19 protein-coding genes and 2 pseudogenes are annotated in these 24,791 nt (G+C 57.8%); 13 read left to right on the top strand and 8 right to left on the bottom strand.

Annotated features, from left to right (window positions below):
- The first annotated feature begins 799 nt into the window (after window positions 1-799).
- The 10 genes and pseudogenes from EN859_RS21130 (at window position 800) to EN859_RS38720 (ending at window position 8,922) form a co-directional block, all read left to right on the top strand.
- Window positions 800-1,848, top strand: a pseudogene (locus EN859_RS21130) (ABC transporter substrate-binding protein).
- 31 nt (window positions 1,849-1,879) lie between these two features.
- Entirely contained in the window at window positions 1,880-2,758 is an 879-nt protein-coding gene (locus EN859_RS21135) for an ABC transporter permease (RefSeq protein WP_126038292.1), read from the top strand.
- Complete coding sequence (locus tag EN859_RS21140; RefSeq protein ID WP_126038288.1) at window positions 2,734-3,480, top strand: ABC transporter ATP-binding protein; 747 nt, start codon at window positions 2,734-2,736, stop codon at window positions 3,478-3,480. The genes EN859_RS21135 and EN859_RS21140 overlap by 25 nt, the downstream gene beginning before the upstream one ends.
- A gap of 50 nt (window positions 3,481-3,530) precedes the next feature.
- Window positions 3,531-4,877 carry an LLM class flavin-dependent oxidoreductase gene (locus tag EN859_RS21145; protein WP_126038285.1) on the top strand — a complete coding sequence of 449 codons (1,347 nt, stop codon included), beginning with the start codon at window positions 3,531-3,533 and terminating at the stop codon, window positions 4,875-4,877.
- A gap of 146 nt (window positions 4,878-5,023) precedes the next feature.
- Complete coding sequence (locus EN859_RS21150) at window positions 5,024-5,218, top strand: hypothetical protein (protein ID WP_126038282.1); 195 nt, start codon at window positions 5,024-5,026, stop codon at window positions 5,216-5,218.
- Between the two features lie 335 nt (window positions 5,219-5,553).
- A complete protein-coding gene (locus EN859_RS38710; protein WP_210211056.1) occupies window positions 5,554-6,069 on the top strand; it encodes a hypothetical protein in 516 nt (171 codons plus the stop codon).
- Between the two features lie 22 nt (window positions 6,070-6,091).
- Window positions 6,092-6,550, top strand: a complete 459-nt coding sequence (locus EN859_RS38715) for an ABC-three component system protein (protein ID WP_210211055.1) — start codon at window positions 6,092-6,094, stop codon at window positions 6,548-6,550.
- On the top strand, window positions 6,541-7,056 hold the full coding sequence (locus EN859_RS21160; RefSeq protein ID WP_245455134.1) for an ABC-three component system middle component 2: 516 nt from the start codon (window positions 6,541-6,543) through the stop codon (window positions 7,054-7,056). The genes EN859_RS38715 and EN859_RS21160 overlap by 10 nt, the downstream gene beginning before the upstream one ends.
- Window positions 7,056-8,399 (top strand): hypothetical protein, encoded by a 1,344-nt coding sequence (locus EN859_RS21165; RefSeq protein WP_210211054.1) that lies wholly within the window; start codon window positions 7,056-7,058, stop codon window positions 8,397-8,399. Before EN859_RS21160 ends, EN859_RS21165 begins: the two co-directional genes overlap by 1 nt.
- Before the next feature lie 64 nt (window positions 8,400-8,463).
- A complete protein-coding gene (locus tag EN859_RS38720) occupies window positions 8,464-8,922 on the top strand; it encodes a hypothetical protein (RefSeq protein ID WP_210211968.1) in 459 nt (152 codons plus the stop codon).
- A 143-nt stretch (window positions 8,923-9,065) separates the two neighbouring features.
- Here the strand turns inward: EN859_RS38720 and EN859_RS38725 are convergent.
- The 3 genes and pseudogenes from EN859_RS38725 to EN859_RS21180 form a co-directional block, all read right to left on the bottom strand.
- A pseudogene (locus EN859_RS38725) lies at window positions 9,066-9,532 on the bottom strand (transposase); the annotation flags it as partial.
- Between the two features lie 463 nt (window positions 9,533-9,995).
- The gene (locus tag EN859_RS21175; protein ID WP_095482962.1) at window positions 9,996-10,775 is read right to left on the bottom strand and encodes a GIY-YIG nuclease family protein; all 780 of its coding nucleotides are present in this window, start codon (window positions 10,773-10,775) and stop codon (window positions 9,996-9,998) included.
- Window positions 10,705-11,907, bottom strand: coding sequence for a DNA cytosine methyltransferase (locus EN859_RS21180; RefSeq protein WP_126038276.1), 1,203 nt, complete (start codon window positions 11,905-11,907; stop codon window positions 10,705-10,707). Before EN859_RS21180 ends, EN859_RS21175 begins: the two co-directional genes overlap by 71 nt.
- A gap of 96 nt (window positions 11,908-12,003) precedes the next feature.
- Between EN859_RS21180 and EN859_RS21185 the strand changes: the two genes are divergently transcribed.
- Complete coding sequence (locus EN859_RS21185; RefSeq protein ID WP_126038273.1) at window positions 12,004-12,420, top strand: very short patch repair endonuclease; 417 nt, start codon at window positions 12,004-12,006, stop codon at window positions 12,418-12,420.
- Window positions 12,421-12,815: 395 nt separating this feature from the next.
- Here EN859_RS21185 and EN859_RS21190 read toward each other — a convergent pair whose 3' ends face one another.
- The 5 genes from EN859_RS21190 to EN859_RS21210 all read right to left on the bottom strand — a co-directional run bounded on the left by EN859_RS21190 (window position 12,816) and on the right by EN859_RS21210 (window position 18,138).
- Window positions 12,816-13,070: a helix-turn-helix domain-containing protein gene (locus tag EN859_RS21190; protein ID WP_126038270.1), complete on the bottom strand. Its 255-nt coding sequence runs from the start codon at window positions 13,068-13,070 to the stop codon at window positions 12,816-12,818.
- A gap of 116 nt (window positions 13,071-13,186) precedes the next feature.
- Entirely contained in the window at window positions 13,187-14,095 is a 909-nt protein-coding gene (locus EN859_RS21195; protein ID WP_126038267.1) for a DUF3883 domain-containing protein, read from the bottom strand.
- Complete coding sequence (locus EN859_RS21200; RefSeq protein WP_126038264.1) at window positions 14,088-15,980, bottom strand: DEAD/DEAH box helicase; 1,893 nt, start codon at window positions 15,978-15,980, stop codon at window positions 14,088-14,090. Before EN859_RS21200 ends, EN859_RS21195 begins: the two co-directional genes overlap by 8 nt.
- The gene (locus EN859_RS21205) at window positions 15,977-17,296 is read right to left on the bottom strand and encodes a ParB/RepB/Spo0J family partition protein (protein WP_126038261.1); all 1,320 of its coding nucleotides are present in this window, start codon (window positions 17,294-17,296) and stop codon (window positions 15,977-15,979) included. The genes EN859_RS21200 and EN859_RS21205 overlap by 4 nt, the downstream gene beginning before the upstream one ends.
- Before the next feature lie 2 nt (window positions 17,297-17,298).
- Window positions 17,299-18,138 (bottom strand): hypothetical protein, encoded by an 840-nt coding sequence (locus tag EN859_RS21210; RefSeq protein WP_126038259.1) that lies wholly within the window; start codon window positions 18,136-18,138, stop codon window positions 17,299-17,301.
- An 876-nt stretch (window positions 18,139-19,014) separates the two neighbouring features.
- On the opposite strand from EN859_RS21210, the gene EN859_RS38245 reads away from it, so the two are divergent.
- On the top strand, window positions 19,015-19,539 hold the full coding sequence (locus tag EN859_RS38245) for a hypothetical protein (RefSeq protein WP_127855960.1): 525 nt from the start codon (window positions 19,015-19,017) through the stop codon (window positions 19,537-19,539).
- Window positions 19,540-21,773: 2,234 nt separating this feature from the next.
- Window positions 21,774-24,473, top strand: coding sequence for an ATP-binding domain-containing protein (locus EN859_RS21220; protein ID WP_210211052.1), 2,700 nt, complete (start codon window positions 21,774-21,776; stop codon window positions 24,471-24,473).
- Window positions 24,474-24,791: the final 318 nt, after the last annotated feature.

Raw genomic sequence — 24,791 nt, forward strand, 5'->3', positions numbered from 1 at the left:
AAACCCGCGGCGGCGGCTCGATTCCGGGACCGATCCGCCATTTTTGGCAGGTGATCCGTGCAAGTGCGTGGCGTGGATCACCCCAGCTATCTCGTGGCCGCCCCATTGCCAACGTCCTCTTTTCAACCGGCCGAGCCTCCCAGTCGCCGGATCAATGATGACGATCCCCTCTGAATGGTTTTTTGAAGAGCCTGACGGTCTGCGCCGTCTTACCGTGGTTCCGGCTCTGCAATGGCCTTCCCTGCCGCGCAGGCGGCAAGGTGCTATCACTCTACCTTGCAATGACCTTGGAAAATACGACAGCTGGACCACAATAATGAGGTTTAGGCAGAAGACTTTTCAGGGGACCCTTCAAAAAGGAAACAGTAGCTCTTCCGGTCCTTACGAAGCCGGCCTCTCGCTCTGTTAGAGAAAGCAGATTGCGAGCCCGGCCGTTCCTATCGGCCGGTAATCATCGCAGGCCACAGGTGCCTTTCCTTCCACGACCGGAGCCGAAGCGATTTTTCTGCTAGGCAGCTTCACGCTGGGTCCTGTTCCAAGCCAAAGCTCGCTGCAAAGGCGCATAGGGCCACTGGAACCGCTTTTGGCGACGATGCGAGTTGGCATCGGTTAGAAGCGCGACCTGCTCTGCGCGCCCCAACCCGCCTCTTGTTGAGCGGCACGTGCTCCAAATAAGCATTGGAGACGAACAGCGTTTCCTTCGGGTGGCAAAGAACAGCAGCCGATACTTTTTAGTCTACAAAATTGGTAGACATACTGCACAGCGAAAGTAGGAGCCATTCCAAACTGGAGCAGGACGATGACATTTGCTGTGGAGAAATTGTCGAGAAGGAGGTTTGGTGGGTTCGTGACCGCTTTTGCGGTCACATTGGCCGCTTATTCCTCCCCCCTCATTGCCCAGGCGGGTAGTCCGGACGCGGGCAAGCTGCCGACCAAAATCCCGGCGGGCACTGTGCTTCGTATCGACGATCCCGAGACGCAAAGGGCGCTGGAATTATCGGGGCTGATCGATCAACTGCCGTTCGAGGTCGAATGGGCCAATATCAGCGGCGGCCCACAGACAATCGAAGCCTTTCGCGCCAACGCATTGGACGTCGGATCCGTTGCCGACATTCCACCCATCCACGCGACCTGGACGGGGCTCAAGGTCAAGATCATTGCCGCGAAGTTCCGCAATGATCCGGTTGCGCACCCGATCTATCAACTCGGCATTGCACCGGGAGTCGAGGTCAAGACGCTCGCGGATTTGCGCGGCAAACGGATTTCAGCCCCGGTCAGGCACAAGGCGCGCTGGTGTTGAGGGTCCTGCAGGCCGCCGGCCTGGAAAAGGAGGATGTAGATCTCATCGAACTGCCCAGCAAAGGCGACGCCTATCCAGTGGCACTTGCCGGCAAGCAAGTCGACGTCGCGCCGATCTCGGGCGTCCTCATCAAGCGCTATCTGCGCCAGTATGGCGCCGACGGCGCTGCCACCATCCCGCACGGCTTGCGCGATGATCCAGCCCATCTCTATGCCCCACAAGCCGTGCTTGACGACCCGGCCAAAGCCGCCGCTCTCGGCGAATATGTGCGCTACTGGGCGCTAGGCGCCCGTTGGGTGGAAGAGCATCCCAAGGAGTGGATCGAGGGGTACTACGTCGCCACCCAGGGCCTCAACACAGAAGATGGCCAGTATCTGGTCGACGGATGGTCAGTTCGACATCCCCGCCGACTGGAACGACGTGATCGTGCGCCAGCAGGCGACGATCGATCTCCTGGCCAAGGAGTTGAACAGCCCGCGATCAAGGCCGAGGACCTGTTCGACAGGCGCTTCGAGGCGATCGCCACAAACGCGCTGAACGCCTCCTGACGCCTGCTTCCCGAGACCGGACACGACACCGATGAACGCATTCTCGAACACCGCTGCGGTTGCACCCAACATTCCCTACGCAACGGATGAAAGGGGGCTGATTTCGCCTGCGGCCGAGCCCCGCAAGACCGAGACGAGGCGACTCGCACTTGGGCGAACGATCCCGTTTGGCGCGCTGATCGGGCCCGCACTTCTTCTTGTGATCTGGTCCATCGGCAGTATCGCCGGCCTGATCGATCCAAGAACGCTGCCGGCGCCTTGGTCGGTTGTCAGCACCGCCATCGATCTCATCGCCGAAGAGAAGCTTCAGCATCATTTGATGACGTCTGCCTGGCGGGCGGCACAGGGGCTGGTGTTCGGAGTCCTGATCGGGACCGTCCTTGCTCTCATTTCAGGTTTGTCGCGGCTTGGCGAGGCCATTATCGACGGCCCCGTTCAGATCAAGCGGGCGATACCGACGCTCGCTCTGATCCCGCTGCTGATGCTGTGGTTCGGCATCGGCGAGGGCATGAAAGTAACGGCCATCGCGCTGGCTGTCCTGATCCCGATCTATATCCAGACCCACAGCAGCTTGCGCAGCATAGACAGCCGTTTTGTCGAACTGGCCCAGACCTTGCGAATGGGCTACGGCGAATTCATCCGCGAGGTCATCCTGCCCGGCGCCCTTCCAGGGTTCTTCCTTGGCCTGCGCTTTGCGGTGACCTATGCCTGGCTGTCTCTGGTGGTGGTCGAACAGGTCAATGCCACCAGCGGCATCGGCTACATGATCGATCTCGCGCGCAACTACGGCCAGACCGACATCATCATCGTCGGCCTCGTCGTCTACGCATTGCTCGGGCTCGTCTCCGACGGCATCGTCCGCTTCTTCCAGGAAAGGTCGCTGTCATGGCGTCGCACCTTGGCGGATTGAGCGGCGCGCCCGTTGTGCGGGTCGAAAGCCTTGTGAGAAGTTTCGGGCCGCGAACCATCCTCGACGGCCTCAGCCTCGACATCGAGAAGGGGGAGTTCGTCGCCCTTCTCGGCCGTAGCGGGTCGGGCAAGAGTACATTGTTGCGCGCTCTCGCCGATCTCGACGACAAAGTCTCCGGCTCCGGCCGGCTCGAAACACCCGACAAGAAATCGGTGGTGTTCCAGGATGCCCGACTATTGCCCTGGAAACGAGTGCTGGAGAATGTGGTTCTTGGCCTCGACCTGCCGGACGCCGCCGAATGCAGACGGGTAGCTCTCGAAGAGGTTGGCCTGAGCGGCCGCCAGAACGCATGGCCAGTTGAACTCTCTGGTGGCGAGCAGCAGCGGGTGGCATTGGCGCGCTCGCTGGTTCGTGATCCTGAGCTGCTGCTGGCGGACGAGCCGTTCGGCGCGCTCGACGCGCTGACCCGCCTGCGCATGCACGATCTGCTGCGCCAGCTCTGCGCCCGTCACCAGCCGGCCGTTTTGCTGGTCACCCATGACGTGGACGAAGCCGTGACGCTGGCGGACCGTGTTTTGGTGCTCGACAAGGGCGCGATCGTCGCCGACATCGCAATCAATGTTCCCACCCCACGCGAACATGGCGATCGCCGGTTCGGCGAGATCCGCTCCGAACTTCTGCGTCATCTCGGTATCGAGACAAAGCCTGTGTTGCCCGTCTGAACGGCCCCCCAAGATCTGTCGCTCAGCATCACCACCCAGGAGGACGAACTATGCCCGCCGAAAAACGACAATTGAATCTCAACCTTTTCATCTATCCTGGCGGCCATCATGAAGCCGGCTGGCGCTACAAGGATTCCGCCCCTGAGAGAGTGCTGGATATCTCCTATTATCAGGAACTGGCGAAAAAGGCCGAGGCGAGCAAATTCGACGCGCTGTTCTTTGCCGATGGGCCCGCGCTTGCCGACAACATTCGCTACGCAAGCCGCTTCAGACTGGAGCCGCTGACATGGATTTCGGCTCTCGCTGCTGTGACGGAACGCATCGGCTTCATCGCCACGGCTTCGACCACCTACAACGAACCCTACAACCTGGCCCGGCTGTTTGCTTCTTTCGATCATTTGAGCGGCGGGCGCGCCGGCTGGAACATCGTCACGACGGGCGATGCGTCCGCAGCTTTGAATTTCGGCTTTGACCGACATCCAACCCACGCCGATCGTTACGAGCGCGCCGGCGAGTTCGTTGATGTGGTGACGAAGCTCTGGGACAGTTGGGAGGACGACGCGCTCGTCTCGGACAGGGAGTCCGGAATCTTTGCCGACACCGACAAGATCCACCCAATCAACCACATCGGCAAATACCATCGGGTGAAGGGACCGCTCACGCTTCCGCGCTCGCCGCAGGGGCGTCCGGTCTACGTCCAGGCAGGTTCGTCCGAAGACGGACGGTCATTCGCGAGCCGCTATGCCGAGGCGATATTTACAGCACATCAGACACTCGGCAACGCGCAGGAATTTTATTCTGACATCAAAGCGCGCGTGAAGTCGGTTGGCCGCAACCCTGACCACGTCAAGGTCTTGCCCGGCATCAGCCCCTTCATCGGTTCAACCGAGGCGGAAGCCCGCGCGCTGCATGACGACTTCAATGAGCTGACGCAGCCGGAATATTCCCTTCACCAGCTACGCCGCATCGTAGACGCCGACCTTTCCAGCTACGATCTGGACGGGCCATTTCCGCGCGAGCTTATCCGCGTCGAGGGCGAGCGCGGTGCGAGCAGCCGCTTCCACGTCGTACTCGACATCATCGAGCGCGAGAATCCAACAATCCGCCAGTTGCTCCACCGCCTCGCCGGGGCGCGCGGCCATTGGGTCCAGGCCGGGACGCCTGAACAGATCGCCGACAAGATCCAGGAATGGTTCGACAATGGCGCCGCGGACGGCTTCAATATCATGCCGCCGTATCTGCAGGGCGGGTTCGACATATTCGCCGAGGAAGTGGTGCCGCTCTTGCGCAAGCGCGGACTTTTCCGGCACGACTATGACGGGCCAACGCTGAGGGACCATTTCGGTTTGCCGCGCCCGGAAAATACGTTCAGCTGGCCGCAAAAGGCGACCGCCTGAGCTACCTTCGCATCGGGCATTCAACCTCAAAGCGTTACGCCAACACATAATAGTTTGTGGGGCCGCCAGGGAGACCCGCGCGATCATGACAGCCGCCATTTCCGCGTATCGGGACCCGACTGCCGGCACGGCTCCGATCAGGTCCCTTGCGAATCATCGGCGGCGGTGCCAGCTGCGTCCTGATGGCCGCGCTTGAGGAGATTCGGGCCGGACGGGTCTACGACTGCGCCGGCCTGATCGCGGATCCGGGCAAGAGCACCAACCCCCTGATCCGGTCCCTGCTCGCCACAGGTCGCGGACGGATAGGCTTCACCTCGACATCGCCACCGATGGCGCACTGATCAACCGGGAGGGAAGGCACAGCGACTTGTTGTACGTGTTGGCCCCTTATACGATGAGCGCATCTATCCGCTGATGCGCATCTGGTTCTTCGAGCGCGAGCGTTTCGATGAGGAATATTCCCGTCTGCGGGCCGGGTGGGTACGTGACAAACCCGATGAATGCCAGCCTGATTTGTTTGCTTGTTGATGTAACTTTGACCTCTTGCGAATAAGCTTTGACCGGACTGGCAAATGATGCCCATTGGATTTTTATCGGGCATGTATTGTGCGCTGGCTTGTCAATTGAACAAGGAACGGCGAACCTTGCTCCGCCGTTTCGAACCTAGAGCGATATCTTGCGCCCAAACTACGCCGTCCAGCTCACCGCATTGCCCAACGAACGTCTCGAAGCCTTTGTCAACGATTGGCTTGCGAACCGTACGAAGGACTACAACTCACACGAGCGTTGGTCCGGCACCGGCGATATGGGACGCGATGTCGTGGCTTACGTCACAGATCAGCGGCATGAAGGCCCTTGGGACAACTTCCAGTGCAAGCAACTCGGTGCCCGTCTATCGGAAAAGGCGGCGTTTGTTGAGCTGGGCAAAATCTTCATGCACGCAGCGAAGGGTGAGTACACGCTGCCGCGCTCCTATACGTTCGTCGCCCCTCGAGGGGTTGTGCGCAACGTTCAGGCCTTCATTGCACATCCGGAACGCTTCAGGCAGGCCTTCCTCGATCGGTGGGCCACCGACATAGCCGGGGAGTTGGTCGAGAATGCAACCGTCCCTTTGAGCGAGGAGATCCGCTCGGCAATAAATGCTTTCGACTTTACCCAGGTATTCTCTGGACGCCGTCCGTCTCGTCGATGACAGCCACGCGAAGACTGTGCTCGTGAAATGGTTCAACGATGATCCGGGACCTTCGCCGCTTGGCGTGGCACCTGACCAGCTGCAAGATCACGAATCTGCTTACATCAGTCAGCTGGTCGATATTTATGGCGAGCGCGCCGGATCAAAGTTCGAGAACCCGGCTGCGGTTCTACAGGACGCTCGGTGGGGCACCCATTTGCGTGATCAGCGAACTCGGTACTTCGACGCGGCCGAGTTCGATCGTTATTATCGTGACTCGACCCCTCCGGACTATCTTTCGACGTTCAAGGATGAGGTTTATCACGGGGTTTCGGATGTCTACACGGAGTCCAACGGTGACGGCCTGGATCGTGTGACAAGGGTGCTGTCGCAGGCGGCTACCATCCAAGCTTCCGGGGTGTTACGACGCCACGCGCGGGTGCAGGTCAAACAAGGTACCTGTCATCATTTCGCGAATGAGGGGCGGCTTCCGTGGAAGTGATCAGCGAGGGACGGCAACCGAGTCATCCTTTCAACAGCACCCTCGAGACCGGCATCCGAGCGGTGATGCTGTTGGAAGCATTTTATCCGCGTCAGTGTGATCTGATCGAAATGACTTGGCTGGACCACTTGGTCGTTCATACGGCTGACCTCGATGGAGAGGACGTGCCCCCCAGTCTCCATCCGGACTTGCCGAATCGCACCGGTGAACTCTTCGTTCGTCGTCAGCTGGTGGAGAAGAGCTTGCGCATCATGCAGCAGGTGCATCTCGTTGACGTCGTGGAAACAGACCTTGGCGTCACGTTTGTCGCCAGCGAAGATGCGCCAACCTACCTAGACCTGCTTCAGTCCGACTATTCGATGGCACTCAAAGAGCGTGCCCGCTGGATTGCCCAGCGCTTTGCTGGAATGGCGACGGTCGAAATCAAAGCTGTGATTGAGGCCAAGATCGGCCGCTGGACCGCCGAATTCCGCGCAGATCACGCCCCCACCGGCAGTAGCGCATAATGGCGAGCGGCATCACGATTCGTCACCTGGTTTTCACAGGACCATCAGTCGCGCCGGCTGAACTGTCGTTCAACGATGGCCTCAACATAGTTTACGGAGCCTCCAACACCGGCAAGTCGTTTACGACCAAGGCGCTAAACTTCATGCTGGCAGCGACCAAGGAATTGCCCAAAACTGAGGAAATCACGCACTACGATGCTGTTTGGCTAGGACTGACGCTCTCTAGCGCCCGAGACGTCACACTTTATCGGGCTACAAAGGGCGGCGCGTTCCGTGTGCACGATGGGATGATCAAGAATACACCCTCTGCGGCGGGGGCCATCCTTCAAGGTAAATTCGACGCCAAGCGAAGCGACAACGTTTCATATTTCCTCCTGGAGACGCTTGGCCTTGCGAACAAGGTAATCGTCAAAAGCGCGAACGCGGAAAAAGATACTCTCTCGATCCGCTTGCTATCTCCGTACGTCGTTGTGTCGGAGGAAGACATCATTTCCGAGAGAAGTCCCGTCCTCTATTCTGGAATTCCCAGTCAGCGGACGTTTGAACGGAACTTGTTCCGTCTGCTTCTAACCGGCAACGACGATGGCGCGGCTGTTACCGTTGCAGGTAAAAAGGAGAAAAGTGTCGCCCGAACTGCAAAGGTTGAGTTGGTCGATGAGATGATCGCTCAACTTGATGAGGAGATTGGCGAGGGTGGGCCGACGCGTGAGGAGCTCACCGAACAGATCAGAAAGATCGAAGGATCCCTAGGCTCCCTGCATGACAACTTGCGTCAGGCTCAAAACAATCTTGACAGCCTTGTGACCGAGCGTCGGCAGCTTGTGGAAACCCAACGCGACCTGGTTCCTCGATTTACGGAACTCGAAGTGACGCTGCAGCGCTTCGGCCGTCTTAGTGAGGTCTACAAGTCCGACATTGCCCGGCTACAGGCTTTGGAGGAGGGCGGATTCATACTGGTCACTATGGCGGAACGCGATTGTCCGGTCTGCGGGGCGCCGCCTGCGGTCCAGCGGCACAATCATGCCGCAGATGAGATCGCCCTTGCTCACAGGGCTGCTGCCGCCGAGGTGAGGAAGATTCAGATTGAGCAGCGTGAACTAGGTCAGACGATAACATCGCTTGAGGCCGAGGCAACGGGCTTGCGAAGCAGGTCTGCAAAGTTGTCGGACGAGATTGATCGTGCTGGGAAAAGAATAGAGGACGCTCGGCCCAAAGAAATCGCTGCACGTCACCTCTACGAAGAACTCTCTGCCACCAAGGCACGGCTTGATCGAGCGGAAGACCTTTACGAGAGAAGGGACCGTCTCGTGGTTCGTCGATCCCAGATCGAAGAAGGTTTCTGAGGGCAAGGCAGACAAACTCGACGTGGGTGTGGATAGCACAATTGCCTACACATTCGGAGAGGTCGTGCGAGAAGTATTGACGGCTTGGAAATTTCCACAAGCCGACCGCGCGCAGTTCGATATTGAAACGAACGATGTTACCATCGGAGGTAAGCCCAGGTCGGCGAACGGAAAAGGCGTCCGGGCCATCTTGCATGCCGCATTCAATGTTGCGGTGCTTCTCTTCTGCCGGCGCCGAGATTTGCCACATCCCGGCTTTTTGGTTCTAGACACACCGCTTCTCACATATCGCGAGCCGATGAAGAGCAAGCACGGCGAGCTTTCAGCCGACGAGGAAGAACTTAAGAAAACAAGCCTTGCGACGCACTTCTATGAACATCTCGCTGGCCTGAAAGACCTGGCGCAGATCATCATAATTGAGAATTCCGACCCCCCGAACGGAATTCGGCCTCTAGCCAAAATTGAGACCTTTACCGGCGTGGACGGTGAAGGCAGATACGGTCTTTTCCCTAAGCTGGGTTAGCCCCAACTCAAACCCGTGCACGTACAGTTGACGCACGAGGATACCTCGTGGCGGCACCGGGCATTGCGAACAAAACAAGAATCTGGGATCGTCCAAAGTGATAGCTTGGGATGATTCGAACTGTGACTGCCACCGCTACATGGATAAGGTTCGGCAAGCCGCTGCTCAAATAACGCCTTCAGCGCCTCATCCAGCCGCGCCGTCGCCTCGCTCACCGTCGAGGCCGAAAAGGAATGGCCGCACAGCTCTTCGGTGATCGCCTTGACCTTGCGGGTTGACACGCCTTGCACGTACATCTCGACCAGCGCCGATACCAGTTCCTTCTCCGAGCGCTGGTAGCACTCGAACAAGGAGAACCGGCCGACCCGATCCTGCGGAAAGCGAAGTTCCAGGACCCCAACCCGCGTCACAAGCTTGCGCTCATAATAGCCGGACCGGTAACCAACCCGCTCCGCCGTTCGCTCGCCTTTCTCGGCCCCGATCGCCTCCGTCATCTCGGCTTCCAAGCCTCCTGCACGACAGTCTGCAAAACTCTGCGAAAGGCGTCCTCATCTGACAACAGCAACGCTTTCAACTCGCCTCTGCTCAGTCTAACGTCTCGCTTGGTCATGGCACTTGCCCTTCCACGGGAATCGGTGATCGCAACGTCACCAGCGTGCCATGGCCGCCCCTCGCCTCAGAGTAAGGGCTGTTCTCTCTCCAGAGCTTTTTGCAGAACCTTCAGGATACTATCTAAGCAAGCTGCCCCACAGTTTTTAGTAAACACTTCAGTGTTGTTTGACGACAATGCCGGCGAGAGAGACGCAATGCATGTTGGCGCATTTTATGAATTTTTTGCGGGGCGGGATGGCGCGGGCCGGATTGGGTGTGGTCTTGCCTATTCGCCTTGATCCGAGAAAAGCGGCGGGCTACGCCGCTAACTTGGGCGGCGAGATTGACGATCGGCGACGTCGCTAAGGTCGATGTCGCCCAATTCCCCTGACGCAGATGACCCGACGCCGACGGTGACCAAGGGCATCGCGCATAATTGTTGTTTATGTTTAACCCACTTTCGACGCGATGCACTCAGTTCGTCAGTGTGGAATCGCAGTTCCGTCCCCGTCCAAGTCTCCCTTTGTGTCCTCTTCGTCCTCGGCTCCTTCCTCTACTAGGCTCTCGCCGCCGAGTTTCTCGAAGCGTCTTTCCGCCAGCCAGTTCATGCGCCTAGTCTGGGTCACGAGCACACGTCGAAGGCCCATCTTTACCTCGCGTTCGGAGATGACCTGCGACAGCTTGGACACGATGAGCGCCCGACGTGCCAAACGGGTGTCCGGATGGCCGCGCAACTCCTGGATCCGGTCGGAGACAATCGAACCACGCATGGAAGGCGGCTCGGTGATTTCTACAGTCGGCGCCGGCGGGTCCTTCTCATTCAGGATCGCCTTGAACTTGCTCTCGTTGCGTAGCCGAGTGAAGACAAGGTGCTCGAGCGCGTTTAGGTGCGCATTCGCCGTTTTAAAGTCAGAGTGCTTCGACCCCACGGCCTCGAACTGCGGCAGTGGCCAGACCTGTATCTCCGCCACCTCAAAAGGGTCCAACACCGACATCGCCACAGCGTCGGTGCGCTGGTTCGTGAGGTGGCGCCCGACGCGGCCGGAAACCTTCTCCTTGGTCTGGCCGACGTAGATCGGCTCCCCGTCGTAGTCGTAGAACGCGTATACTCCCCAGCGATAGCTGCCGACGGGACGCTTCTCACCCGAGGGGTCGTCGTAGAGAGTTTCGCGGAAGAATTTCCGAATGGCCTTACGCAGCTCGTCCGTTTCGAGCGGCGGTGTTTTCGTGCTGTCTGTTGTGCTGTTCGGGAGTTTCGCCATGTTGTCCCTCGGTCGCTCGGAGGACCGGCTCGAACAGGTGCTGCGCCAGAAAGCGAACGACCGGAACTGCCACCCCGTCCCCTGTAAGGTGGTAGCCTTCATTGTATGCGCGAGGCAACTTGTAGTCGTCCGGAAGTCCCATGAGCCGTGCGGTCTCCCTCGCGCTGATCAAGCGCGACCGGACACGGGCGCCGTCCACGACCATGATCGTCTGCCGGGACGACCCTCCCGTCGGTGTGCGCAGGCAGCCCGCGATCTCGTCGAAGCGCACTTCCGCTCTTACAGCTTTCCCGTTAGGATTCTGCGGTCTCGTCCGCTTGTAGACGGTCCCCACCATGCGGCGCCCGGCCCGCTTCGCGGCCTCAAGCTTCGCGATATTCACCGGAGACATCTGGGCGATCAGCCGCGCGGTCTGTTCCGTGGTGTGCCATTCGACGCTCGAGGGATTTTCTTCGACGAGGTCGGCGAAGCATGTGTTGCGGACAGGCGGAGAAGGAAGATTCCACCACAGCCACCGCTTCCGCGCCTTTGCAGGAATCCTTGCGACCGCGTTTTGAAGGCCGCGGGAATGGAAGGGCGCCACCGGCTCCGGCGATAGCATGGCCTCGTGCACCTCGAAATCCCCCCGGACGCCGATGACGAAGAGCCTTGGGCGACTCTGCGGGACAAAAAGTTTTGCGTCGATGACCATAGCGCCATAGCGGTAGCCCGCTTTCGCGAAAGTCTCGGCGATCGCCACGAAGTCAGCGCCTCCGTGGCTGGTCAGAGTCCCGTTAACGTTTTCCAGCGCGATGATCTTCGGACCGCGGGCCTCTGCGATCAGGCCGTTCATAATCGTCCAGAACGGATAGAAGGTTCCCGAACGCTCGCCTTTCAATCCAGCGCCGCCTCCGGCAAGCGACAGATCCTGACAGGGGAATGACCCCCAAGCTAAGTCGGCAGTGCCGGGGAGCTTGTCGATCTTGACTTGGCGAATATCACCGATAGTCAGCTCGCCGCCGGTCCCCCAGTTGACCTGATACGTCAGGCCTTTTTTTACATCGAAATCGTTAGCGAAGGCACACTGCCACTCTGGACCAAGTCCGGCACGCGCCATCCCTCCGCCGGCGAAAAACTCATAAAATGTCCGCATGATCTCCCCGTGATTCGCGCGTAATGCTAGCATACCCCACGCCGAAAATGGTTTACGGTTTGTTCTCATCCGTAACATGCTCACCATGAATTTTCCATGACTGCGAACGTTGATCCTGCCAGAAGCCGACAAATGTCCTTGGTCCGGTCAACCGGCACAAAACCGGAGATGGCCGTCCGCCGCCTCGCGCACGCACTCGGCTATCGCTTCAGGCTGCACCGCAAGGACTTGCCCGGGAAGCCCGACTTGGTGTTCTCCCGGCGACAGGCCGTCATCTTCGTACATGGGTGCTTCTGGCACGGACATGGGTGCAAGCGCGGCGCGCGTATGCCGAAAAAGAACCGGGAATACTGGTCGGCGAAGATCGCGAGGAACGTCGAGCGCGATGCCGCGAGCGTCGCAGCGATCGAGGCCGACGGATGGCGGGTCCTAGTGATCTGGGAATGCGAGATGAAAGACGCGGACCGCCTTGCTCGCCGACTCGCCGACTTCCTGGGCAAGCATGCTTCTTAAAAATCCCGGAGTGGCTGACTCCCTTTCTTACCTCGGTTTCAAGATCTAACATGTTCGTCAATAATCTTACTGCGTCATAAATACCGTTCAATTGATGAAAGGCTGCATTTCTATTGTGGCGTTTTTTGCACAAACAATTCGACACAAATCGGGCATGGTGGCCCTTACTTTCCGCAGCGATCACAGCGCGGAATCAGATAATGCATCCGAAAGTTGGCGTAGAGCTCACGGTGACGGATGCCGAAAACTGCCTCATGGCGATATGAATGCGACAGATGCCCTTTTCCTGACAGTCTTCGGCAAACCTTGGCCCAAAGCGAAAAAAGGTCTTCATTCATCTGAGACGGTCTGATCACGGCCCATGCCGTGCCGCCGGCAAGGCAAAGCAAGGATTACTACGTTGCCACGTGACACTCGATCTCGCGCCCACGGAGACCAATGAAATCCGACCTGAATAGCCAAACGACCCCTACGCCCGATATCGCGCCCTCCCGTGATTTCGCGCAGGTTGACAGGGTGAACTCGGCAACGAAATTGGCACCCTGTCGCGACACCTTGAGCTCCTTCTGGATCATGGTGGTGGAGACCAGCGGCCGCGACAACAGCAACTCGATCAGCCGCGGCAGTTTGAGCTCGATGCGTCGCTCCATCTGCTCCCGGGCTATCACACTGCTAGGCACCGGGGCCTTTTATGAATGTGCGGTCTTTCCAGATGGATGGTCTTACAGTTCTCCGGACGCGCAAGCGACAACGAGGCGCGCACATCTTACCTACACTCCAGTGAGAAGGTGTTATCCACGCGCAGTGCGCTTGGAATCCACATATCGGGGGTCGGGCGAAATTCAGCGGAATCGGTCCATTGGAACGTCGGCGATGGATCAGGAGCCAACGCTTGGAGCGCGCCGCTGCTAAGTTCACGGACCTCCTCTACATGAGCGGCTATGATGGTTCGTTCCACCATTACACTTGACGAAAATATCACCTGAATGAGTCGCCATTCGGACCCGAACTTTGCTGCTTTGTCGAATTCGTTGCGCGACACGAATACACGGTCTGCGGTGGCTCTTACGCACGCCTTCACCTCCAAGCGCTCGGTAGCAGAGGCCCGACGGTTCTCAATGTCGTAGCCGTACCAATCAGAGAGGAGCGCCACATGCACCGGTGAGTATCTCTCATAACGAAGGGCCGACATGATTGCGAGTTCGCCAGCATTGCCGAGCATCTTTCTGCGCTCGTCAAAGGACGCACGTGTTAGCCGATGATGTATTTCGACGAGCAGCGGTTCCAGGTCCGGCCCAAGCCAGGAAAGGGCTTCTAGGTCACTGTCGGGAATGAATTCTGGGGCCAGACGCCCGTCGACAATTGCAGCTCCAATCCACGCCAGAGGGCATCTCTGCAGCAAGAGACGGGCAATGCCCAACAGACTATGTCGATCAGCCTTGCTGTCGAAAGCGGCAAGTACGGGATTGATCGCGACGACATCGGTTATGCTAGCGAGGTTGATATCTACGAGCAGCCTCGCGGTACCTAGGACGTCAGTTGAGGCGGCCATGATGGTCGACTTCCCGCTCGCGGATATCACCCAAGAGTTGAAGTCACCTGAAGGCCTCAGCCGCGCACTGTAGGCCAGCAGGAAGGCAGCATGACAGCGTCCGCGACTTGGCAACTCATACATCTATGGTTCCGACGTGTGCGGCTACGGCCTGCCAATCATCCTCGAACGCAGGTGCACCGCCTTCGCCCTCATCTGGAGAAGGTAGTGAGATCTGGACTAGGCCGGGATCATCCATCAAACGGGAAAGCGCCCTGACCTTGTCGTGAAGCCTTCCGTCAACCGTATTGTCGATGGTGTTCGAGCTGATGAGTAGCGTGAAGCGCGTTTTTACATCCGCCGACAGCCCAAGCCTGTGAATGCGATCCTGGCTCTGCAGGAAGTGGCCCGCATTGAACGTCCTATCCAGGAACACAGCGTTGTGACACCAGTGATGGAGGCTGATGCCCTCGCCGCAGGCTGCAGGATTTGCCAGGAGCGCAACGCAGTGGGCATCATGTCGGAACCGCCGAAATTCATTCTCGCGCGTTAGGTCGCCAGGGGGAGCACCGTCGTCGGAGGGAACCCCTCCATGCACTATTGCCGGCTGATATTGCGCAAGCATTCGAGCCAACACCTTTAGGTTGCGCACGAAGTTGGACCAGATCAGGACCTTCTCGCCGCGTTCGGCTGCTGCCGCTACAATGGAAAGCACTTGTTGGTATTTCCACGGCGTCTCAAAGTTTTTGTAGCTTTGTAGCAGGTTGACGAGCGGCTCGCTGCTCGACAACTCGAGCGGCGGGTGAAGGAATCCTGGATCATCACTCTCATCCGAACCGGCCGTTAACAGCATGGGGTTTGTCGCGGCCTCGAGCAGGTACATTACTATGCGGCCAAGGCGCTGCATCTCGTGCCGACCGCGGTCGGGAAGCGAAAAAGTGGCGCGGTAGCGACCCACGAGCGTATCATAGATCGCGCTTTGAATGGGTCCCATTTGTCTGCGGATAACCTCGAACGTTATGGGAGGCAGCTCCAGCTCGCTCTTGGGAGTTCGAACGAAGTACCGCGTAATCGCTGCGTGAGTCTCGCCGAGAACATTCGGATCGCGCCCCAGCCTTTCGATGTAAGCAGACCTCGGAAGAATCTGGCGATCCTGGCCCGGGTATAGGAACTTCACCAGAGCCACTAGATCGTGCGCGCCTTGGGGGGCCGGCGTACCAGTTAGCACGTCTCGGCGATGAGCCGCATAGGCCAAATCCAACACAGCACGACCATGCACCCCCGAAGCGCCGCGCTTCACACGATGGGCTTCGTCGAGCACAACCTTGGTAGCCCCATTCGCCACGAAGGCTCTGATAATGTCATAATCGCTTGCGACGCGATTGTAATTTGAGAGCAGGATCTCCGTGTCTTGCGGGATAATTGTTTCGGGACCCCCAAAGATTACAACGCGCGGTGGCTTTTTGAAGCAAGCGACTGCATCCTCATCCCAGGCTCCGAAGGCGGCGATTGGCGCAACGACCATAAGACGGTCGATACTTCCTCGAGCGCGACCCAAAGCAAATGCCGCCAGCGCCACCGTCGTCTTACCCGCTCCAGGAACCGAAAAGTCCGCAGCATGCGGCAGACGCATGAGGCGGGCGAGATTTCTCAGTTGAAAGGGCTTCAAATTCCTTTTGAACCCGGCGGCCTCAAGCTCGGCCGCGAGGGCCTCAAGCTCGGTTTCGCTTGCCTCACCGGCTTCGATCGCCACGGAACGGGCACGGCGATCATCAGCCATTAATCGCAACTGTGATGTGAGGGTCGGTCCTAACTCAACCCGCTCTGCAAACACTGCCCGAATGTCGCGCAGGACATCGAGTTCCGCCATGAACACATCCGGGTGCACCACTGACTGCCGTGCCGATCCAGTGAGGATGCCGCGTGCAAAGGCTTCCTGCAGCCGGGCCCAGGCACCAGGATTCGTATCGTCCAAGCGATCGACGACGACCGTCGGACGGTCCTGCCGATAGAGCTCGGCACGGATCATCCGCGTGCCTCGAGCTTGCTCACTTCGGCCTTGAGCGCGGCCACCTTGGTTTGGAAGTCGGCTTCATTCCATCCGTCAAAGCTACGCGCCCGTTCAAGCGCAGCAGCTGCGCGGCCAACCTGCTCCTTGGCGGCGGCAAGACGGCTCAATGGAGCCACGAGCGCCTTTGCGTCCTTAGAATCCTCATCGGCTTCCTGTGCCGCGACGGCGATGGCAGCCCCTACGGAAGCAATTAGATCGGATACGACAGCGCTCTTGCCATCTGCGAGAGTCACTATCTCTTCGCTGCGCTTGCGCGCGAAGAAGGCGAGGATATCGGAAAGGTCCTCTTCCTGTGCTGCATCACCGAGGGCGTCATCGAGAACATCGCCGCCATTGTTGGGCACATCATGCCTGATGGCACAAAGCAGCGGTGCGATTGTCGGATCCGATTCCAATTCCTGCCTGACTAGTGCGGCGGCATCCGGCCGCTGAAGGTGGCGAAGATCGCGGTAGTTGACCCCGGTCAGCGTGCCAAGGAAGTAGGCGCCCCGAACGGAATTGGCCTCAGCCTTAGGCTTAGTTCGGATGTGCCTAGTGAGTTCCTCAAAAGCCGACTCGTTCTCATCAAAGTCGGCGTGGTGGCGAGTGCCGTCTGACAGTGCCACCAGCTGATGCAGCTGCTGCAGCTTTTCATACTGCGCCCGAACCTTGGGTACATCCTTGTGCATCCTCGCCGCGACTCGATCCCAGTTCTGGGCTTCGCGGTTGAACAGTTCCTCGATCAAGAGCGCTTCATTGACCCACGAATAGTCTTCGCGGAAGTCACGTGCGATCTGCAGCTCAGTCTCGAGATCGACCAGTTCATCCATGGTCGCATCGGCCGGAAGGACGAGGCAGCGGACATATCGAGAAGGCGCATGCTGATTGTCTAAATAGAGGCTACGAAGCGCAGCGGACCTACGGTTGCCGTTTACAAGAACGCCCTCCGCAGTAGCTACGGCCGGCTCCTGCTGACCACGTTCTCTCAGATCAGCCTTGAGATCATAGAAGCCCGGCTGAGATTTCAGGATACGAAGCTGTGCCGCTTGTGCTTCCGACCCCATCGGGTCCGCCGAAAACAGGTCTGGGCGCCCCTTCGTCTCAATCTCTCGCATCTGTTCAGCCTTAGTCCGGTGGTTCAGAGTGGAGAGCCGCACCCACGTCACCTCCAGGTCCACCAGCGGCAGTTCGCGATCTGGCCGCGACCAGGCGGCCAGCAGCGCGCGTCGTTTCGACGAGCTCTGGCGCGCGACAAGGTGTTGGACTCGTTCCTGATCTAACACAGGGTTCATCATTTTTAGCTCCTGAAGGTGGTCAACCGTCCCGGACCAAACCGGGAGGCGACTGTGGTCCTGATGCCGCGGACGCCTTGGTGAAACCCGATGTACCCGGTCAAAACACTTGCATTGCCTGCATCGACATTGAACGAAGAGAGCAGAACTGCCGGGAATCGCCGTTGGCGGCGACCGTGCCAGTTGAAGTCAGGTCCTTGGCCCCGCTCCGGCATGATCCAGATACACGGAGGAGGAATGCGGTTTCCGCCAATCTCCACTGCCCGGCCCATCTTCGGACACGGTCGAAGGTCTGACCCGCAGAGGTCATTGTGGAAGATGATGCCATCAAGCGTATCTGGTGCATCCGAGAAAAAGCGACGGCGGAGTCGGTTGACCCCTTTGAAAACATGTTCTCCGGGTTCCGAGGCCAGACTCGGGCACAACCACCAAAGGTAGGTCTCGACCGCCCATGAGGGAACAGACCATGCAACGCTGCTGTGAGCGCCGTCGGGACACCCCTTCTGGATGATGGCTACGTTACCAATGTCAGGCACGGCCAGTTGGTAAACCGTATCCTTTCCGTAGACTGGGCGAACCACACTGGCTATCGCGCCCACAGCCAACATATGATCGAAGATCATACCCAGAAAGTCACGCCGATCGGCATTGCTGGCGGCCGTGCTGCCGCGAAGCTTCTCGATCGCGGCAGGGAGGGCCAATCTAAACTCGCCCGCCGAGAGTCCTCGCTGATAAAGGTACTGCGGGTCATCGGCGATGCCGCTGACGATTTCGGCAACGCGATTTACCACCTCCTCCGGCGGTGCCCCCCGATGGCGACATGGTGCAGCTTCTTCACCAGCCATTAATCCCCCCCATATCGCCGGTATTTAACGCGCCGGCCGACGCGATGTGTTCAAGCGTTATAATGATGTGAGGGACGGACTGCAAAGAGTCGGCCTCAACAAAACGATGTTCGCGGCTATTATTTGTCAGGAGTTCTGGCTTTCGCGCCCGCCTCTCTCATTGACAACGGGTACACTCTGAACCGATGCGGGAGAGAGCACTAAGCGCGGGCCGCAGCACTGTCGCTTTGCAGTTAATGATGAGAGTTGCTTGTCAACGCTTTCAGTATGTTAGCTATACACCTAATTTGAGAATGTGCACTTAATTTGATGATGGAGCCCGGCCATTGGCATTTAATTTGAGAATCAACGTCAACACCTTATCGGGCTAGTATTTCTCGAAAACGTCTTATGGAATTCAATGGTTCAAGGCTTTCGGAAAATACGATTGAAATTCGAGAATCCGAACTTCAATATTCCTAAATTATATGCCAATCATGGTCGAAACTACTGCTTTCTTACAGTTAACTGCCAAAGCGACAGATTTTGATGTCAACGCGGCAACTGACTCATGGAGCGTCAGATAATATACCCTGCTTGCCTATAGCAGAATGCGACGTGGTTCTGGACTCAACGTTTACGCTTTCAGAGCTCACCATTTTTGAGATGGCAGGCTTACAACGGGTGGTTTCTTGGTCAAGCGGAGATTGCAGAATACGAGGCGGTTCTAAGCTGCCCATATGCACCGACTCCGCTACGACCCTGCGCCAATGCGGAGGCTGAGGGCACTGAGATGGTTCATCTTAGGCTAATCGCAGCAACTACCATTTTGGAGGGATAATATGGAATACAAGCTACACAGGATCGCACCCAATTCAGAAGCCGTCACGCGGCAGATTGAGCCAGAAGGGGGTCGGCAGCTACGTTCATGAACACGGGTTCGGGCACGAGGACTGGAATTTCAATATTGATTTCGCGATCGATGGACAGGTCGTCGGCTACACGGTAGCGCTTCCTGCCAAGAAATATGAGGGCCAGAGATTTGGCCTGGTCCTAGCGACCTTCGATGCTGGCGGGTGGCGAGCGGCAGGCTATTACGACGGAGCCATATTACTTGATAAACCCGCCGCTCCGTCAGCCTCAGCGGTGGAGCAGATGGCGATTGATGTTTTCGAACTCGCCAAAATCAATCAGGTTGCCCATCGATACATGAACCAAACACTTACCCAGATAGAGAACTCCATCCGAAGCGATTTTGTGTACTTTCGCTTGGGCGGTCCCAAAAGATCGGATTGTCGTATTCCGGGAGTCGCTACCAATACCGCCAAACATTTTCGAGCCCGGCCGGCAAAGGATGGTAACTTCGTACAACTTGTCCGAAGAGCAGTTCAGGGCGATCACGAAGCTAGGAGCAGATGCTAGTGGAAGAGAGGGTGAGCGTTCCGAAGAAGAAGGCGCACGCAGGCTCAGGCTTCATTGGGCCATTGAACGGAAGCCGCAACTGGTCGCCGCTTTCAAGGCGAGCCTGACTTCATTCGCATGCACGGTTTGCGGCTTTGATTTCGAGAGAACTTATAAGGAGCGCGGCATTGGCTTCATCGAATGCCACCATACGAAGCCCGTGGCAGAAATACGGCCCGGCGAAAAGACGCGATTGAGCGACCTTCGGGCGGTCTCCTCAAACTGTCACCAGATGCTACACCGCAAACCCATGCTCATGGTGGAAGAACTCAGGGATGTAGTGGAAGGGAAATAAGCTGAACGTTCATCCTTTGCCCGACGGCTCAAAGACTATCACGTGGCAGTTGTGCAGGACTATGGCTAAGGCGAGCACCGGCATCGGCTGCCGCTCGATAACCGGGTGAAGTCGGCGCGAATCCGAGGCAGAGAAGGGGGCGCCCAGAGTGTTACTTTTCAGCATGTCGCTTGGCCGCTCGGTCTGCACGTAAACGCGATCCGGGCCGAGAGGTGTTCGTTGACCGCGCTATCGACACCGCCATCACCAGAACGGCCAAGTTGGGCGACGCCGATGAGCGACAGGCGCTTGTGGATGTCTCAGCCAGGATCCGTGTATCTTTGGGACAACAATCGCCAAGGTGAAGAAGATAGATCAAATGTCTCTTCCTGAAACGTGTCGGAGACTGTCAGCACATCGTTGGCGATTGTGAATGTCGCCGAATTGGACTGCATCGTTGCACCGTCTCTGTTGACCCAATTCAGCGAACTCCGGCCATTGCCGATCGAGCAATTGTAAATTTGTCCCAACTCGCTTTTAAATGAGAACCATTGACCCTGCTGCTCCACGTATTCGGGCGGCAACTTCAAATAAAAATAGGTATGAACCCCGGCAGTACATATGGCGTCATCCAGCTAACGCTGGCCATTCGTCAAGGATGATTTCCCTCTTGATGAGTTTGACGTCACAGCTACGGAGGTCATCGCAATACTCGCTGTGGCCGGCTGAGCTGAAATTGTCGATCCTCTAAACCAAATGAAGCAACACATCCCAACAAGCGCAACGATCAGCCAGCCGGTCAAGCCGCCGCGTTCTTGGCCTGGAAAGGCCGTTCGCTGCCTCGAATTGTGATCTCAGGCACAGAGCGGTCCGGTGTTGTGTTGTGCAGCGACCCAAAGCGCAACACGTGGCCCGTTGCAAACGGGACAGACCACGGCTGTCAGCGGAATGACACTTTGGCATTTGGGGCAATGTTTTTCCTGAGACTCGGGCAATGTCATCGCTTGTCCCCCGGGAGCAGACGCTGCCGCTCCGCCGCGAAAGTCCACCGTTCTTCAGTGGCAGAAAACCTTAGCACCCACACACTGTCATAGTCATCACGACGAAAAGTAGTGCGGGACCTTTTCACACGCTATAAGTGCGTCTATAACCGGACGCGTCAGTCTTTGCCGCAGCAGGTCCAGGTAAAAGGTGTTTGGCGGGAACCGAGCGGCCGCCTTGGCGATGATAATCCAGGTGGTCACGCGCGCTTTGATGCGGCGCCGCGGCACTGTCCCCAATTTCGGTCACAATGACATCTCTGCCGATCGGGATTTGCGGAGATCGTCAGCCGCTGCGCTGACAGGTACATCAGTGGGCACGGCAAGCCGCCGCAGGAGATTTTTATCCACGGCCGCACCCGGTTCAATGGTGCGGAGAGTGAGGGCTTCCGCAGCGCGGTTCCGGCGGGAACGACTATTTCCGGCATCCAGATTACCAAGCCGAATGACCTCAAGCTTTTTCGCAAAGGCGGCGTGCAGTTTTGCGGGGCCTGGCGCTTGAGATCGACCATCGCAACGCATTTTGAGAGGTTCCAACGCCCTTGAAGGTGCTCATTGTTTTTGGTGACACGCGGCTCCATCAGGTGCTGGCTGATGTTCTCGCTCTGACGAAGCTGAACTTCAATGCGTGCCTTTTCAGCGACGGTTAGCCGGACACTCTCCGATTTGCCGACGACATCGGGGAAATCTTGACCGCGATACCGGGCGTGGGGTCGAAACCGCTATCGTTTCGGCACTACATTTAGCCAGCAATGACGCCTGCAAAGGTTAGGCGGCACTGGGCGCAGCTTTCCATATAATATTTTACGGTTCTCGCTTCCGTATTTGGTTGCACATAGCAGCCCAATTAAAGAATAAGAACAATCGGCAGGGAGATGGGAATGGTCACGAACTACCAGGATCAGATCGAACGGGTTTCGAGCGAAAGCCTCGACGTTTTCGAGAGAATTTCCAAGGACGCACGTTCGGCGCTTGGCGAGCCCTACTCCACCGGCCCGACGGCGCTCGCCAGCGTGAACACCTTTACGTCAGGCGAAGCCGTCAAGGCCCTGGGCAACGTCGACAGCGCAAACCGCCGTGCTCTCGAACTGCTCGCCAAAGAACCGGCCATCGCCAGGGTGGTAGCACGCCAGGACGATGGAAAGATCGTCATCTATTACATCTGCCGTGGAACGGCTTCAGGAAGACCCGGCGGAGACAAACGCTTCGCTGGACGCAATTCGTTGATGGGCCGGCTGGCGTCCTTGGATGTGGGCGACGATTTCGATATCCGAACCCCTGGTGGCGTTCAGTCTGTCGAGATCATCGAGAAGGCGATCCTTCATCCTCATCAGCGCCAGGGCCAGTGGGACTCGCGTAACTCCATTCTGGAGGGCGAATCCTACGGGCCCATTACCGTCATCTCCATGCTCGATGCACTCGCCGTGCATATTGCCGTCGGGGAAGATAGCTCCATCCTCGACAGTATTTTGGCTATCGATGAGCAAGCAACCAACATCATTGAAGGCATCCGGCGCAGTGTCGTCACGAAGATGGGCCTGCGTGACCAACCGATCCTGGATCGCTATCAGGACGAGATTTTCCGGTTGCCCCTCAACACTCAGTTGCTGATTATAGGACCGCCCGGCACGGGCAAGACCACGACCTTGATCCGGCGTTTGGGACAGAAGGTCGATCGTATCTATCTTGATGACGATGAACGGCGCTTGACCGACAACAGCAGTGCCGACAATGCCGTGGATCACTCTCACAGTTGGCTGATGTTCACTCCCACGGACCTGCTCAAGCAGTATCTCAAGGAGGCCTTCGCGCGCGAAAACATTGCTGCGCCCGACCAGAAGATCGCGACATGGTCAAGCTTTCGGCAAGGCCTGGCGCGAAACAGGTTTCGCATCCTCAAAGCTTCTGACGGCGGCGGACCTTTCATCATGAAGGAAGGTGAATCCTATGTCCTTCCTGACGTGCTCAACAGGCAAACAGCTTGGTATGAGGATTTTGTAAGCTGGCAGGCCGGCGACTACTGGGAGGATTTAGGCGGTGCAGCCGACCTCCTTGAAAAGAATGGAAACTCGGAAACCGCGCGCCTCGGGCGGAGGCTTAGAGAAGCCGTCGCGGAAGCGCCTACCATTTCGCTTCCTCGCGCCTTACTGGAACTGGTGAGCGTTTCCTCTGACGTTGAAGGTTTCCTCTCCAGCATGAGGGAAGAAACCGACACCGCGTTGCGGCGGCGCCTCAATACCCAGGTCAATCAGGACCGAAAATTTCTCGAAGGCCTGGCGGCATTTATCGACGGGCTCAATACGCCCGACGACGACAATGACGAGCAAGACGGCGACGAGGACGAAGATGTCCAGAACCAGGCACCTCGTCCGCGCATGGCGGCAACTGCGGCAGCCTATATGCGAAATCTGCGCAGCCAGGCCCGGGCGCGCTTTGGTCGACGTACATTGGGCCGAACCACGCGATCTGGCCGTATTGCGGAATGGATAGGCGACCGCACTTTATCCGAGGACGAGCTCCGTGCGATAGGCGAGAGCCTGCAAATCCAGACGGCGCTCCGAAAGTTCACCAATCCTATCCGGAGATACTTGAACGGCATACCGGCAAGGTATCGTCGGTTCCGGCGTCTGCGCCAGTCGGAAGGTGCCTGGTATGTCGCAGCTCCTATTCCCGTGAGTGATGTCGACCCTCAAGAGGTGGATATCCTGTTGTTGTGTACGATGCGTACGGCGTCGAGCCTGGTCCAGGACCGCACAGTTCGACGCAATATCGATCAGCCGGCTTACGGCATTCTAAAGGACTTTCAGAGCGTCGTTCGCAATCAGATCATGGTCGATGAGGCAACAGATTTTTCGCCGATAACGCTTGCCTGTATGGGCGCACTCAGCAATCCGGCTATTCAGTCATTTTTTGCCTGCGGCGATTTCAATCAGAGGATAACAAGTTGGGGAAGCAGGAGTGCCGACGAGATGCGTTGGGCTTTCCCCAAAATCGACCTCAAGCCGATCCAGGTTTCATACCGTCACACGCGGCAGCTCAATCGCTTGGCATCGGAGATTGTCCGTCTGTGTTCCGGCGAGACTGTCGAAGCGGTTCTCCCTAAAAACGTCGAGAACGACGGTTGGGCTCCAGTCCTGGGCGTTGACCTCACTGGGCGTGATGAGACCGTATCGTGGCTTGCCGCTCGCATCATTGAGATCGAGCGGTTGACGAAGCCCCTCCCTTCCGTCGCAATCCTGGTGAATGACGAGGCGGAAGTTGGGCCACTTGCCGATAGATTGAAAACTGCGCTTGCAGATCAGAATCTCAACGTGATCGCGTGCTACAAAGGCCAGTCTGTTGGGCAGGACAGCGACATCAGGATTTTCGATGTTCAGCACATCAAAGGCCTGGAATTTGAAGCCGTGTTTTTTGTTGGCATCGACACCTTGGCGACACTGCGCCCCGAGCTGTTCGACAAATTTCTCTATGTGGGCGCAACCCGTGCCGCGACCTATCTCGGGCTTACATGCGTCGGAAGCGCGTTGCCTAAGAAGATCGGCTCCCTTCAAAGTGACTTTGTTCAAGGCTGGAGCACCTAGCGGTATCTCTATGGCGCATTCAACGCCCAATCGCGGCCAATCCTTCGCAGGTCGTTGCCTGTAAGCCTGCTTCGTCTGGAGTCGACCGTGAACTATCCGCAAGCCATTGATCTGGCATGTTGATTGAGGCGGATAGCGGCTTTGGAATTGCGGGATTGGCGGTTTATGAGCGCTGTTTTCCTGCAATTCGGTTTGCGATTCCCTTGTGCTGCGGAGCGTGATTCACTCGGTTCGGCGGCGGCGAATCGAGGGGACGGCGAATGTCCAAGCCACGCGAGAAGCGCGAGACGGGAGAGCAGGATCTGTTCCGCTCCAGGC

The sequence above is a fragment of the Mesorhizobium sp. M00.F.Ca.ET.216.01.1.1 genome, from assembly GCF_004010325.2.
Taxonomy (GTDB): domain Bacteria; phylum Pseudomonadota; class Alphaproteobacteria; order Rhizobiales; family Rhizobiaceae; genus Mesorhizobium.